The sequence below is a fragment of the Pseudomonas sp. CG7 genome (genome assembly GCF_023701885.1).
Lineage (GTDB): Bacteria > Pseudomonadota > Gammaproteobacteria > Pseudomonadales > Pseudomonadaceae > Aquipseudomonas > Aquipseudomonas zanjanensis.
The window spans coordinates 64,480-77,331 of the sequence record NZ_JABAEE010000014.1; the positions used below are offsets into that span (position 1 = coordinate 64,480).

General features: G+C 55.1%; 26 protein-coding genes. All 26 read right to left on the minus strand.

Annotation, left to right across the window (positions count from 1 at the left end; genetic code table 11):
- Positions 1-173 precede the first annotated feature (173 nt).
- The 26 genes from rplQ to rplD all read right to left on the minus strand — a co-directional run bounded on the left by rplQ (position 174) and on the right by rplD (position 12,841).
- Positions 174-560: a 50S ribosomal protein L17 gene (gene rplQ, locus HGO40_RS08395; protein WP_003186009.1), complete on the minus strand. Its 387-nt coding sequence runs from the start codon at positions 558-560 to the stop codon at positions 174-176.
- Between the two features lie 42 nt (positions 561-602).
- On the minus strand, positions 603-1,604 hold the full coding sequence (locus tag HGO40_RS08400) for a DNA-directed RNA polymerase subunit alpha (protein WP_003186012.1): 1,002 nt from the start codon (positions 1,602-1,604) through the stop codon (positions 603-605).
- A 22-nt stretch (positions 1,605-1,626) separates the two neighbouring features.
- On the minus strand, positions 1,627-2,247 hold the full coding sequence (gene rpsD / locus HGO40_RS08405; RefSeq protein WP_003176404.1) for a 30S ribosomal protein S4: 621 nt from the start codon (positions 2,245-2,247) through the stop codon (positions 1,627-1,629).
- Positions 2,248-2,265: 18 nt separating this feature from the next.
- Entirely contained in the window at positions 2,266-2,655 is a 390-nt protein-coding gene (gene rpsK, locus HGO40_RS08410; protein ID WP_250962638.1) for a 30S ribosomal protein S11, read from the minus strand.
- Between the two features lie 30 nt (positions 2,656-2,685).
- Positions 2,686-3,042: a 30S ribosomal protein S13 gene (rpsM, locus tag HGO40_RS08415; RefSeq protein ID WP_003194635.1), complete on the minus strand. Its 357-nt coding sequence runs from the start codon at positions 3,040-3,042 to the stop codon at positions 2,686-2,688.
- Between the two features lie 130 nt (positions 3,043-3,172).
- Positions 3,173-3,289: a 50S ribosomal protein L36 gene (gene rpmJ, locus HGO40_RS08420; RefSeq protein WP_002555468.1), complete on the minus strand. Its 117-nt coding sequence runs from the start codon at positions 3,287-3,289 to the stop codon at positions 3,173-3,175.
- Positions 3,290-3,319: 30 nt separating this feature from the next.
- Positions 3,320-4,648: a preprotein translocase subunit SecY gene (gene secY / locus HGO40_RS08425; RefSeq protein WP_250962639.1), complete on the minus strand. Its 1,329-nt coding sequence runs from the start codon at positions 4,646-4,648 to the stop codon at positions 3,320-3,322.
- A gap of 12 nt (positions 4,649-4,660) precedes the next feature.
- Positions 4,661-5,086, minus strand: a complete 426-nt coding sequence (rplO, locus tag HGO40_RS08430) for a 50S ribosomal protein L15 (protein WP_250962640.1) — start codon at positions 5,084-5,086, stop codon at positions 4,661-4,663.
- A 3-nt stretch (positions 5,087-5,089) separates the two neighbouring features.
- Complete coding sequence (gene rpmD / locus HGO40_RS08435) at positions 5,090-5,266, minus strand: 50S ribosomal protein L30 (protein WP_003186033.1); 177 nt, start codon at positions 5,264-5,266, stop codon at positions 5,090-5,092.
- A gap of 2 nt (positions 5,267-5,268) precedes the next feature.
- On the minus strand, positions 5,269-5,769 hold the full coding sequence (gene rpsE / locus HGO40_RS08440) for a 30S ribosomal protein S5 (protein ID WP_003186035.1): 501 nt from the start codon (positions 5,767-5,769) through the stop codon (positions 5,269-5,271).
- Between the two features lie 3 nt (positions 5,770-5,772).
- Complete coding sequence (gene rplR / locus HGO40_RS08445; RefSeq protein ID WP_003186037.1) at positions 5,773-6,123, minus strand: 50S ribosomal protein L18; 351 nt, start codon at positions 6,121-6,123, stop codon at positions 5,773-5,775.
- Between the two features lie 10 nt (positions 6,124-6,133).
- Positions 6,134-6,667 (minus strand): 50S ribosomal protein L6, encoded by a 534-nt coding sequence (rplF, locus tag HGO40_RS08450; RefSeq protein ID WP_003186039.1) that lies wholly within the window; start codon positions 6,665-6,667, stop codon positions 6,134-6,136.
- A 12-nt stretch (positions 6,668-6,679) separates the two neighbouring features.
- Positions 6,680-7,072 (minus strand): 30S ribosomal protein S8, encoded by a 393-nt coding sequence (gene rpsH / locus HGO40_RS08455; protein WP_003186040.1) that lies wholly within the window; start codon positions 7,070-7,072, stop codon positions 6,680-6,682.
- A gap of 210 nt (positions 7,073-7,282) precedes the next feature.
- Positions 7,283-7,588: a 30S ribosomal protein S14 gene (rpsN, locus tag HGO40_RS08460; protein WP_003186042.1), complete on the minus strand. Its 306-nt coding sequence runs from the start codon at positions 7,586-7,588 to the stop codon at positions 7,283-7,285.
- A gap of 13 nt (positions 7,589-7,601) precedes the next feature.
- The gene (rplE, locus tag HGO40_RS08465; protein WP_003186044.1) at positions 7,602-8,141 is read right to left on the minus strand and encodes a 50S ribosomal protein L5; all 540 of its coding nucleotides are present in this window, start codon (positions 8,139-8,141) and stop codon (positions 7,602-7,604) included.
- 22 nt (positions 8,142-8,163) lie between these two features.
- Complete coding sequence (rplX, locus tag HGO40_RS08470; protein ID WP_186546713.1) at positions 8,164-8,478, minus strand: 50S ribosomal protein L24; 315 nt, start codon at positions 8,476-8,478, stop codon at positions 8,164-8,166.
- A gap of 11 nt (positions 8,479-8,489) precedes the next feature.
- Complete coding sequence (gene rplN, locus HGO40_RS08475) at positions 8,490-8,858, minus strand: 50S ribosomal protein L14 (RefSeq protein ID WP_002555479.1); 369 nt, start codon at positions 8,856-8,858, stop codon at positions 8,490-8,492.
- Positions 8,859-8,881: 23 nt separating this feature from the next.
- On the minus strand, positions 8,882-9,148 hold the full coding sequence (rpsQ, locus tag HGO40_RS08480; protein WP_003176419.1) for a 30S ribosomal protein S17: 267 nt from the start codon (positions 9,146-9,148) through the stop codon (positions 8,882-8,884).
- 2 nt (positions 9,149-9,150) lie between these two features.
- Positions 9,151-9,342, minus strand: a complete 192-nt coding sequence (gene rpmC, locus HGO40_RS08485) for a 50S ribosomal protein L29 (RefSeq protein ID WP_002555481.1) — start codon at positions 9,340-9,342, stop codon at positions 9,151-9,153.
- Entirely contained in the window at positions 9,342-9,755 is a 414-nt protein-coding gene (rplP, locus tag HGO40_RS08490; RefSeq protein WP_003186052.1) for a 50S ribosomal protein L16, read from the minus strand. Before rplP ends, rpmC begins: the two co-directional genes overlap by 1 nt.
- Positions 9,756-9,767: 12 nt before the next feature.
- A complete protein-coding gene (gene rpsC / locus HGO40_RS08495; protein ID WP_003176422.1) occupies positions 9,768-10,454 on the minus strand; it encodes a 30S ribosomal protein S3 in 687 nt (228 codons plus the stop codon).
- 13 nt (positions 10,455-10,467) lie between these two features.
- Entirely contained in the window at positions 10,468-10,800 is a 333-nt protein-coding gene (gene rplV / locus HGO40_RS08500; RefSeq protein ID WP_003103908.1) for a 50S ribosomal protein L22, read from the minus strand.
- A gap of 11 nt (positions 10,801-10,811) precedes the next feature.
- Positions 10,812-11,087 (minus strand): 30S ribosomal protein S19, encoded by a 276-nt coding sequence (gene rpsS / locus HGO40_RS08505; RefSeq protein WP_002555486.1) that lies wholly within the window; start codon positions 11,085-11,087, stop codon positions 10,812-10,814.
- 16 nt (positions 11,088-11,103) lie between these two features.
- Complete coding sequence (gene rplB, locus HGO40_RS08510; RefSeq protein ID WP_003186055.1) at positions 11,104-11,928, minus strand: 50S ribosomal protein L2; 825 nt, start codon at positions 11,926-11,928, stop codon at positions 11,104-11,106.
- Positions 11,929-11,942: 14 nt separating this feature from the next.
- Positions 11,943-12,242: a 50S ribosomal protein L23 gene (gene rplW / locus HGO40_RS08515; protein WP_002555488.1), complete on the minus strand. Its 300-nt coding sequence runs from the start codon at positions 12,240-12,242 to the stop codon at positions 11,943-11,945.
- Positions 12,239-12,841, minus strand: a complete 603-nt coding sequence (gene rplD / locus HGO40_RS08520) for a 50S ribosomal protein L4 (RefSeq protein ID WP_003186057.1) — start codon at positions 12,839-12,841, stop codon at positions 12,239-12,241. The genes rplW and rplD overlap by 4 nt, the downstream gene beginning before the upstream one ends.
- Positions 12,842-12,852: the final 11 nt, after the last annotated feature.

Consider the following 12,852-nt stretch of genomic DNA (forward strand, 5'->3'; position numbering starts at 1 on the left):
GGAGTATCGATCATGTTAGTGACAGTATCCAAATTCATTAAATCATGGACATCGATAGTCATTATCTAAGACTGACCACTTGCCGATAGCCAAGCGAGACGAAACGGCCTACCGGCTTTTCTCCAGGCAACAAAAAACCGGGCACAAGGCCCGGTTTTTTGTATGTTGCCGACTTACTCAGCGGATACAGCTTCACCGCTGGTAGCACGATCAACCAACTCGACGTACGCCATAGGCGCGTTGTCGCCAGCGCGGAAACCGCACTTGAGGATGCGCAGGTAGCCACCCTCACGGGTAGCGTAACGCTTGCCCAGGTCGTTGAAGAGCTTACCAACGATAGCTTTCGAACGAGTACGGTCGAAAGCCAGACGGCGGTTAGCCAGGCTATCTGTCTTGGCCAGAGTGATCAGCGGCTCAGCAACGCGACGCAGTTCCTTGGCTTTCGGCAGTGTAGTTTTGATCAGCTCGTGCTCGAACAGCGACACCGCCATGTTTTGGAACATGGCCTTGCGGTGCGAGCTGGTGCGGCTCAGGTGACGACCACTTTTACGATGACGCATGGTTCATTCCTTACCAAACACAACGTTCGGTGATTACGACGATCAGGCAGTCGCCTTGTCGTCCTTCTTAAGACTTGCAGGCGGCCAGTTGTCGAGGCGCATGCCGAGGGACAGACCGCGGGAGGCCAGAACGTCCTTGATTTCAGTCAAGGATTTCTTGCCAAGGTTCGGAGTCTTCAACAGCTCTACTTCGGTACGCTGAATCAGGTCGCCGATGTAGTAGATGTTTTCCGCCTTAAGGCAGTTAGCCGAACGTACAGTCAGTTCCAGATCGTCAACCGGGCGAAGCAGGATCGGATCGATCTCGTCTTCCTGCTCGACAACCACTGGCTCACTGTCACCCTTGAGGTCGACGAACGCAGCCAACTGCTGTTGCAGGATGGTTGCAGCGCGGCGGATAGCCTCTTCAGGATCCAGGGTACCGTTGGTTTCCAGATCAATAACCAGCTTGTCCAGGTTGGTACGCTGTTCGACACGGGCGTTTTCCACCACGTATGCGATACGGCGAACCGGGCTGAACGAAGAGTCAAGCTGCAAGCGACCGATGCTGCGGCTTTCGTCTTCATCGCTCTGACGCGAGTCTGCCGGTTCATAACCACGACCACGAGCTACGGTGAGCTTCATGTTCAGGGCGCCGTTAGACGCCAGGTTAGCGATTACGTGATCGGGGTTAACGATCTCGACATCATGATCCAGCTGAATATCGGCAGCGGTAACCACCCCCGAACCCTTCTTCGACAAGGTCAGCGTAACTTCGTCACGACCGTGCAGCTTGATAGCCAGACCTTTAAGGTTCAACAGGATTTCAATTACGTCTTCCTGTACACCTTCGATGGCGCTGTACTCGTGGAGCACACCGTCAATCTCGGCCTCGACTACTGCACAGCCGGGCATTGAGGACAACAGGATGCGGCGCAGCGCGTTGCCCAGGGTGTGGCCGAAACCACGCTCGAGAGGCTCGAGCGTGATCTTGGCGCGGGTTGGACTGACAACCTGCACATCAATATGGCGGGGTGTCAGGAACTCATTTACCGAAATCTGCATGGATGCACCTATTTTCTAGCCCTTACTTGGAGTAGAGCTCGACAATCAGGCTTTCGTTGATGTCGGCGGACAGATCACTGCGAGCAGGAACGTTCTTGAAAACGCCCGACTTCTTCTCAGTGTCTACTTCTACCCATTCTACGCGGCCACGTTGGGCACACAGATCGAGAGCTTGGACAATGCGAAGTTGGTTCTTTGCTTTCTCGCGAACAGCAACCACGTCACCAGCACGAACCTGGTAGGACGGAACGTTTACGGTCTGACCGTTAACGCTGATCGACTTGTGCGATACCAGCTGACGGGATTCGGCACGAGTAGAACCGAAACCCATACGGTATACAACGTTGTCCAGACGGCATTCGAGCAGTTGCAACAGGTTTTCGCCGGTTGCGCCTTTCTTGCCAGCTGCTTCTTTGTAGTAGCCGCTGAATTGACGCTCGAGAACGCCGTAGATACGACGGACCTTCTGCTTTTCACGCAGTTGGGTGCCGTAGTCGGACTGGCGACCGCGGCGTTGGCCGTGGATACCAGGTGCTGCTTCAATGTTGCACTTCGATTCGATCGCGCGCACGCCGCTCTTCAGAAAAAGATCGGTGCCTTCGCGACGAGCGAGTTTGCATTTTGGACCAATGTAACGAGCCATTCTTTACAATCTCCTGGATTACACGCGGCGCTTCTTCGGCGGACGGCACCCGTTGTGCGGGATTGGCGTCACGTCGGTGATGCTGGCGATCTTGTAGCCACAGCCGTTCAAAGCGCGGACTGCGGATTCACGACCTGGACCTGGACCCTTGACGTTGACGTCGAGGTTTTTCAGGCCGTATTCCAGCGCAGCTTGACCAGCACGCTCAGCAGCTACTTGAGCAGCGAACGGGGTGGACTTGCGGGTACCGCGGAAACCCGAACCACCGGAGGTAGCCCAGGAAAGAGCGTTACCTTGACGGTCGGTAATGGTCACGATGGTGTTGTTAAAAGACGCATGGATGTGGGCGATGCCATCAACCACTGTCTTTTTAACTTTTTTACGAGGACGAGCAGCAGGTTTTGCCATGATTAAATTCCTGTCGATTCGCTGGGGCGATTACTTGCGGATCGGCTTACGCGGACCTTTACGGGTACGCGCGTTGGTCTTGGTACGCTGACCGCGTACTGGCAGACCACGACGATGACGCAGACCGCGATAGCAACCGAGGTCCATCAAGCGCTTGATTTTCATGTTGATTTCGCGACGCAGGTCACCTTCAGTGGTGAACTTCGCCACTTCGCCACGCAGCTGTTCGATCTGCTCGTCGCTCAGATCTTTGATCTTTGCCGCTGGGTTGACCCCAGCCACTGCACAAATTTTCTGCGCAGTAGTGCGACCAACACCATAGATGTAGGTCAGCGAGATAACAGTATGCTTGTTATCTGGAATGTTGACGCCTGCAATACGGGCCATTCAGTGGGACTCCAATTGACAGCTACCTACGCCCCGGAAGCCAAGAAATAGGGCGCGAGATAATATCGCTGTAATAACAAATAATCAACCCGGCAGCGCACTAGCTGCCGGGCTTAAAGCACAATCACACTCAGCCTTGGCGCTGTTTGTGACGCGGTTCCGCGCTGCAAATTACCCGAACAACACCTTCGCGGCGAATAATCTTGCAGTTACGGCACAGCTTTTTCACCGATGCACGAACTTTCATCACCAACTCCTCGAACCTTATGGACGCTACTCAGCGCAACATGCCGCTGCCGTAGCCCTTCAGGTTGGCTTTCTTCATCAGGGATTCGTACTGGTGCGAAACGAGGTGCGATTGTACTTGGGACATGAAGTCCATCACAACCACGACCACGATCAGCAACGAGGTCCCGCCAAGGTAGAACGGTACGTTTGCCGCAACCACCAGGAACTGGGGAAGCAAGCAGACGGCCGTCATGTAAAGAGCACCGAACAAGGTCAAACGAGTCAGAACGCCATCAATGTAGCGCGCCGACTGCTCACCTGGACGGATGCCCGGAATAAAGGCACCGGACTTCTTCAGGTTTTCCGCTACGTCTTTCGGATTGAACATCAACGCCGTATAGAAGAAGCAGAAGAAAATAATCCCTGCACTAAACAGCAGAATATTCAACGGCTGACCAGGAGCGATCGACTGCGAGATGTCCTGCAACCAGCCCATACCTTCAGACTGGCCGAACCAGGCACCCCACGCAGCCGGGAACAGCAAGATGCTGCTCGCGAAAATAGCCGGGATAACGCCGGCCATGTTCACCTTCAACGGCAAGTGGCTGGGCTGCGCAGCAAACACCTTGCGGCCCTGCTGACGCTTGGCGTAGTGAACAGCAATACGACGCTGGCCACGCTCAATGAACACCACGAAACCGATAATCGCTACTGCCAGCAAACCGATGGCAACCAGGGCGAAGATGTTGATATCACCCTGACGCGCAGACTCGAAAGACTGCCCGATCGCTCTCGGAAGACCGGCGACGATACCTGCGAAGATCAACATCGAGATACCGTTGCCAACACCACGCTCAGTAATCTGCTCACCCAGCCACATCATGAACATCGCGCCCGCCACAAAAGTGGTTACCGCAACGAAATGGAAGCCAAAGTCACCAGTGAACGCTACGCCCTGCCCCGCCAAGCCGATGGACATGCCAACGGCCTGGACGAGAGCGAGGACGACAGTGAGGTAGCGGGTGTACTGGCTGATCTTGCGACGGCCAGCTTCACCTTCCTTCTTCAACTGCTCCAGCTGCGGGCTGACGGCGGACATCAGTTGCATGATGATCGATGCCGAAATGTACGGCATGATCCCCAGTGCAAAGATGCTCATCCGCTCCAGCGCGCCGCCGGAAAACATGTTGAACAAGCTAAGAATGGTCCCCTCATTCTGTCGAAACAGGTCCGCGAGTCGGTCCGGGTTGATACCTGGAACCGGGATGTGTGCGCCTATTCGGTAGACGATAATCGCCAGGAACAGAAAACGCAGACGAGCCCAGAGTTCAGACATACCGCCTTTGCCGAGCGCAGAGAGAGCACCTTGCTTAGCCATTTATTCCTCGAACTAGCCGCCAGCTGCTTCGATAGCCGCACGCGCACCTTTGGTGGCGCCGATTCCCTTTCCGATGGTGACAGCACGAGCAACTTCGCCCGACAGCATGATTTTCACACGCTGAACGTTCTGGTTGATCACGTTGGCATCCTTCAGGGACTGCACGGTGACGATGTCGCCGTCCACTTTGGCCAGCTCGGACAGACGCACTTCTGCGCGGTCCATGGCTTTCAGGGAAACGAAACCGAACTTCGGCAGGCGACGATGCAGCGGCTGTTGACCGCCTTCAAAGCCTGGAGCAATGGTGCCACCGGAGCGGGAGGTCTGACCTTTGTGGCCACGGCCACCGGTCTTGCCCAAACCACTACCGATACCACGGCCCGGACGATGCTTTTCGCGACGGGAACCCGGCGCTGGACTCAGATCATTGAGTTTCATCGATTAACCCTCGACACGCAGCATGTAGTAAGCCTTGTTGATCATCCCGCGATTCTCGGGAGTATCCAGGACTTCTACAGTGTGACCGATGCGACGCAGACCCAGACCCTTAACGCACAGTTTGTGGTTAGGGATGCGGCCGGTCATGCTTTTGATCAGCGTAACTTTTACGGTAGCCATGATCAGAAGATCTCCTTGACGCTTTTGCCACGCTTGGCGGCAATGGATTCAGGAGACTGCATTGCTTTCAAACCCTTGAAAGTGGCGTGAACCACGTTTACCGGGTTAGTCGAGCCGTAGCACTTGGCCAGAACGTTCTGAACGCCAGCAACTTCGAGGACAGCACGCATAGCGCCGCCAGCGATGATACCGGTACCTTCAGAAGCAGGCTGCATGTACACCTTCGAAGCGCCATGGGCGGACTTCATTGCGTACTGCAGAGTGGTGCCGTTCAGATCAACCTGGATCATGTTGCGGCGAGCAGCTTCCATTGCCTTCTGGATCGCAGCAGGCACTTCACGCGACTTGCCACGGCCGAAGCCAACACGGCCTTTACCATCACCCACTACGGTCAACGCAGTGAAAGTGAAGATACGGCCGCCTTTAACGGTTTTGGCTACGCGGTTAACTTGAACCAGCTTCTCGATGTAGCCTTCGTCGCGCTTTTGGTCGTTATTTGACATAACTTAGAACTCCAGCCCAGCTTCACGAGCAGCATCAGCCAGCGCCTTGACGCGACCGTGGTACTTGAAGCCAGAGCGGTCGAAAGCCACCTGCGAGACGCCAGCGGCTTTAGCACGCGTAGCGACCAGCTGGCCAACCTTAGTGGCCGCGTCGATGTTGCCAGTGGCGCCATCACGCAGTTCTTTATCCAAAGTCGAGGCACTTGCCAGGACTTTGTTGCCGTCGGCCGAAATGACCTGGGCGTAGATGTGCTGCGACGAGCGGAACACGCAGAGACGCACGACTTCGAGTTCGTGCATTTTCAGGCGTGCTTTGCGAGCGCGACGCAGTCGAGTAACTTTTTTGTCGGTCATTTGCTATGCCCTACTTCTTCTTGGCTTCTTTACGACGGACGACTTCGTCCGCGTAGCGCACACCTTTGCCTTTGTACGGCTCTGGTGGACGGAAGTCGCGGATCTCGGCGGCCACTTGACCTACCAGCTGCTTGTCGATGCCCTTGATCAGGATATCGGTCTGGCTAGGAGTCTCAGCGGTGATGCCTTCCGGCAGTTCATAATCCACTGGATGCGAGAAGCCAAGAGCCAGGTTCAGCACTGTGCCTTTTGCTTGCGCTTTGTAACCAACACCGACCAGCTGGAGCTTGCGCTCGAAGCCTTGGCTTACGCCTTGGACCATGTTGTTTACCAACGCACGAGTGGTACCAGCCATTGCGCGAGTCTGTTGATCGCCATTGCGAGCAGCGAAACGCAGCTCACCAGCTTCTTCAACGATCTCGACGGACGAATGGATGTTCAGTTGCAGAGTGCCCTTGGCACCCTTCACCGAAAGCTGTTGGCCTGCGAATTTGACTTCGACACCGGCTGGCAGCTTAACGGGGTTCTTAGCGACGCGTGACATGCTTATCCCCCCTTAGAACACAGTGCAAAGAACTTCGCCGCCGACACCGGCAGCGCGCGCAGCACGATCCGTCATCACACCCTTGTTGGTGGAGACGATAGACACACCGAGACCGCCACGAACTTTTGGCAGATCATCGACGGACTTGTACTGACGCAGGCCTGGACGGCTAACGCGCTTCACTTCCTCGATGACCGGACGGCCTTCGAAGTACTTCAGCTCGATGGACAGCAGAGGCTTGATTTCGCTGCTGATCTGATAACCCGCAATGTAACCTTCGTCCTTCAGGACTTTGGCAACAGCTACCTTCAACGTGGAAGATGGCATGCTTACGACGGACTTTTCAGCCATCTGGGCATTACGGATACGAGTTAGCATGTCCGCTAACGGGTCCTGCATACTCATGGGCTAGACGCTCCTAATACACAAAAAATTAGCCTTTCGGCTAGTACGTGTCGCCGAGCGCATCCGTGCAATAAAAACACGGGCTCAGGCGAGCCGGGTATTCTAGACACACCCCACAAATGAATCAAGCCCCAATAGGGGCTTGATTCAAGTTCAAGGTCACCGGCGGTCAGGATCTTGCGACCTCGAACGCCGTGACTTTGACAGTGCTTACCAGCTGGCTTTGACCAGACCTGGAACGTCACCACGCATTGCAGCTTGACGCAACATGTTACGGCCAAGGCCGAACTTGCGGTACACGCCGTGCGGACGACCAGTCAGGCGGCAGCGGTTACGCATGCGCGAGGCGCTTGCGTCACGTGGCTGCTTCTGCAGGGCTACGGTAGCTTCCCAACGCGCTTCTGGACTTGCGTTCAGATCCACGATGATAGCTTTCAGCGCTGCACGCTTGGTGGCGTACTTGGCAACGGTGAGCTGACGCTTCAGCTCACGGTTCTTCATGCTCTTCTTGGCCATTTTCCTACTCCAATCAGTTGCGGAACGGGAATTTGAAAGCGCGCAGCAGTGCGCGACCTTCGTCATCCGTCCGAGCAGTGGTGGTCAGGGTAATGTCCAGACCGCGGAGAGCATCGATCTTGTCGTAATCGATTTCCGGGAAAATGATCTGCTCTTTAACGCCCATGCTGTAGTTGCCACGACCATCGAAGGACTTGGCATTCAGGCCGCGGAAGTCGCGAACCCGAGGCAGGGAGATCGACAGCAGACGATCCAGGAACTCGTACATACGCTCACGGCGCAGGGTCACTTTGACGCCGATCGGCCAACCTTCACGGACTTTAAAGCCAGCGATGGATTTCCGAGCGTAAGTCACGACGACTTTCTGACCGGTGATCTTTTCCAGGTCAGCAACAGCGTGCTCGATGACTTTTTTGTCGCCGATCGCTTCGCCCAGACCCATGTTCAGGGTGATTTTGGTAACGCGCGGAACTTCCATCACGTTCGAAAGCTTAAGTTCTTCCTTAAGTTTCGGTGCGATTTCCTTCCGGTAAATCTCTTTTAGTCGTGCCATGGTCTCATCTACCTAGCAGTGTTCAAGCATCAACCGCTTTTTGGGTCGACTTGAAGACACGAATTTTCTTGCCGTCTTCTACTTTGAAACCAACGCGGTCAGCCTTGTTGGTTTCGCCGTTGAAAATGGCGACGTTAGAAGCATCCAGCGGAGCTTCTTTTTCGACGATACCGCCCTGCACGCCCGACATCGGGTTAGGCTTGGTATGACGCTTGACCAGGTTCAGACCGCCAACAACCAAACGGTTGTTAGCGAGAACCTTAAGCACCTTACCGCGCTTACCTTTGTCTTTGCCGGCGATCACGATGATCTCGTCGTCACGACGAATCTTTTGCATGTCGGATCTCCTTACAGCACTTCTGGGGCGAGCGAGACGATCTTCATGAACTTCTCAGTACGAAGTTCACGCGTCACTGGCCCAAAGATACGGGTGCCGATCGGCTCTTGCTTGTTGTTCAACAGAACAGCAGCGTTGCCATCAAAGCGGATGATGGAGCCGTCAGCACGACGAACGCCATGGCGAGTGCGGACTACGACAGCAGTCATCACTTGGCCTTTTTTCACCTTACCGCGAGGAATTGCTTCCTTGACGGTAACCTTGATGATGTCACCGATACCAGCGTAACGACGATGGGAGCCACCCAGCACCTTGATGCACATAACACGGCGAGCGCCGCTGTTATCGGCCACATCGAGCATGGATTGAGTCTGAATCATATAATTTCTCCGACCCCTAGTCCTTAGACTTCCACAGCGCGTTCGAGAACATCAACCAGCGCCCAAGACTTGGTCTTGGCCAAAGGACGAGTTTCACGAATAGTGACTTTGTCGCCGATGTGGCACTGATTGGTTTCGTCGTGCGCGTGCAGCTTAGTCGAACGCTTAACGTATTTACCGTAGATCGGGTGCTTAACGCGACGCTCGATCAGAACGGTGATGGTTTTGTCCATCTTGTCGCTGACAACACGGCCAGTCAGCGTACGGACAGTTTTTTCGGCTTCAGCCATGATTACTTACCTGCCTGCTGGTTGAGCACAGTTTTCACGCGAGCGATGTCACGCTTAACTTGCGAGAGCAGATGAGACTGCCCCAACTGGCCAGTTGCTTTCTGCATACGCAGATTGAACTGGTCGCGCAGCAGGCCGAGCAGTTGCTCGTTCAGCTGCTGTGCTGATTTTTCACGAAGTTCATTCGCTTTCATCACATCACCGTCCGTTTAACAAAGGAGGTGGCGAGCGGCAGCTTTGCAGCAGCCAGGGCGAAAGCCTCACGCGCCAGCTCTTCAGAAACACCCTCGATTTCATACAGGACTTTGCCTGGCTGAATCTGGGCAACCCAGTACTCCACGTTACCCTTACCTTTACCCATCCGAACTTCGAGTGGCTTCTTGGTGACAGGCTTGTCCGGGAATACACGGATCCAGATCTTGCCGCCACGTTTTACGTGACGGGTCAGTGCACGACGCGCTGACTCGATCTGACGAGCGGTGAGACGACCACGAGCAACAGACTTCAGCGCGAACTCGCCGAAGCTGACTTTGCTACCGCGCAATGCCAGGCCACGGTTGTGGCCGGTCATCTGCTTGCGGAACTTCGTACGCTTTGGTTGCAACATTTGGCGTACCCCTTACTTAGCAGCTTTTTTACGAGGCGCTGGTGCTTGTGGTTTCAGTTCTTCTTGGCGACCACCAATTACTTCGCCTTTGAAGATCCAAACCTTTACACCGATCACACCGTAAGTGGTGTGAGCTTCGTAGTTGGCATAGTCGATGTCGGCACGCAGGGTGTGCAGTGGCACACGACCTTCGCGATACCATTCAGTACGTGCGATTTCAGCACCGCCGAGACGACCGCTCACTTGGATTTTGATGCCTTTGGCACCAATGCGCATTGCGTTCTGTACAGCGCGCTTCATAGCGCGACGGAACATGACGCGACGCTCCAGCTGCTGAGCTACGCTCTGCGCAACCAGCATACCGTCGAGCTCCGGCTTGCGGATCTCTTCGATATTGATGTGCACAGGCACACCCATTTGCTTGGTCAGGTCCTGACGCAGTTTCTCAACATCTTCACCTTTCTTCCCGATAACGATACCTGGACGAGCGGTGTGGATGGTGATACGTGCAGTCTGCGCCGGACGATGGATATCGATACGGCTTACGGACGCGCTTTTTAGTTTGTCTTGGAGATACTCACGCACCTTCAGATCAGCGAACAAGTAGTCCGCATAAGTCCGACCGTCTGCGTACCAGACGGAGGTGTGCTCCTTGACGATTCCCAGGCGAATGCCAATGGGATGTACTTTCTGACCCATCTCTTCGACTCCGTTACTTGTCAGCAACCTTGACAGTGATATGGCAAGACCGCTTGACGATGCGATCAGCACGGCCTTTGGCACGTGGCATGATGCGCTTCAGCGAACGCCCTTCGTTGACGAAAACGGTGCTGACCTTCAGGTCATCAACGTCTGCGCCTTCGTTATGCTCGGCGTTGGCTACGGCCGACTCCAGCACTTTCTTCATGATCTCGGCGGCTTTCTTACTGCTGAAAGCCAACAGGTTGAGCGCTTCGCCCACCTTCTTCCCGCGGATCTGGTCGGCGACCAAGCGGGCTTTCTGGGCGGAGATTCGAGCGCCCGACAACTTAGCGGCTACTTCCATTTCCTAACCCCTTAACGCTTGGCTTTCTTGTCTGCCACGTGCCCACGATAAGTGCGGGTACCGGCGAACTCGCCCAGTTTGTGGCCGACCATGTCTTCGTTAACGAGAACTGGGACGTGTTGACGACCGTTGTGTACTGCGATGGTCAGACCGACCATTTGTGGCAGGATCATCGAACGACGCGACCAGGTCTTAACTGGTTTGCGATCGTTCTTTTCCGCCGCCACTTCGATCTTCTTCAGTAGGTGAAGATCAATAAAAGGACCTTTTTTCAGAGAACGTGGCACTGTCGTATCCCTCTATTTACTTGCGACGACGGACGATCATTTTGTCGGTACGCTTATTACCACGAGTCTTCGCGCCCTTAGTCGGGAAGCCCCATGGCGATACCGGATGACGACCACCAGAGGTACGACCTTCACCGCCACCATGTGGGTGGTCAACCGGGTTCATGGCAACACCACGAACGGTTGGGCGAACGCCACGCCAGCGCTTGGCACCAGCTTTACCCAACGAACGCAGGCTGTGCTCGGAGTTCGAGACTTCGCCCAGGGTCGCACGGCATTCAGCCAGTACTTTACGCATCTCACCAGAACGCAGACGCAGGGTCACGTAGACACCTTCACGAGCGATCAGCTGAGCCGAAGCACCAGCGGAACGAGCGATCTGTGCGCCTTTACCTGGCTTCAATTCGATGCCGTGTACGGTGCTACCAACTGGAATGTTACGCAGTTGCAGAGCGTTGCCCGGCTTGATCGGTGCCAGGGCACCTGCGATCAGCTGGTCGCCAGCGCTCACGCCTTTAGGGGCGATGATGTAGCGACGCTCGCCATCTGCGTACAGCAGCAGAGCGATGTGAGCAGTACGGTTTGGATCGTATTCGATACGCTCGACGGTGGCAGCGATGCCATCCTTGTCGTTGCGACGGAAGTCGACCAGACGATAATGCTGCTTATGACCACCACCGATGTGACGCGTGGTAATACGGCCATTGTTGTTACGACCACCAGACTTCGATTTTTTCTCGAGCAGCGGTGCGTGAGGAGCGCCTTTATGCAGCTCCTGGTTGACCACCTTGACCACAAAACGGCGGCCAGGGGAAGTCGGTTTGCATTTAACGATTGCCATGATGCACCCCTTCCTTACTCAGCACTGCTGCTGAAATCGAGATCTTGGCCTGGCTGAAGGGAGATAACTGCCTTCTTCCAGTCATTACGCTTGCCCAGACCGCGAGCAGTGCGCTTGCTTTTACCCAGTACGTTCAGGGTAGTCACGCGCTCTACTTTCACGCTGAACAGGCTTTCGACGGCCTTCTTGATTTCCAGCTTGGTTGCGTCAGTCGCAACCTTGAAAACGAACTGGCCTTTCTTGTCTGCCAGAACCGTAGCCTTCTCGGAAACGTGCGGGCCAAGCAGAACTTTAAATACGCGTTCCTGGTTCATCCCAGCAGCTCCTCGAATTTCTTCACGGCCGACACGGTGATCAACACCTTGTCGTATGCGATCAGACTGACCGGATCGGAACCTTGAACGTCACGAACATCGACGTGCGGCAGGTTGCGAGCAGCCAGGTACAGGTTCTGATCAACAGCGTCAGACACGATCAGGACGTCAGTCAGGCCCATGCCGTTCAGCTTGTTCAGCAGATCTTTGGTTTTCGGTGCTTCAACAGCGAAGTCCTGAACCACGACCAGACGATCAGTACGCACCAGCTCAGCAAGGATGGAACGCATTGCTGCGCGATACATCTTCTTGTTCAGCTTTTGGGAGTGATCCTGAGGACGAGCTGCGAAAGTGGTACCGCCGCCACGCCAGATTGGGCTACGGATAGTACCGGCACGAGCACGGCCAGTACCTTTCTGACGCCATGGGCGCTTACCGCCACCAGAAACGTCGGAACGGGTCTTTTGCTGCTTGCTACCTTGACGGCCGCCAGCCATGTAGGCCACGACTGCTTGGTGAACCAGCGTCTCGTTGAATTCGCCGCCAAATGTCAGTTCGGAAACTTCGATCGCTTGAGCGTCATTTACATTTAATTGCATGTCAGCTTCCC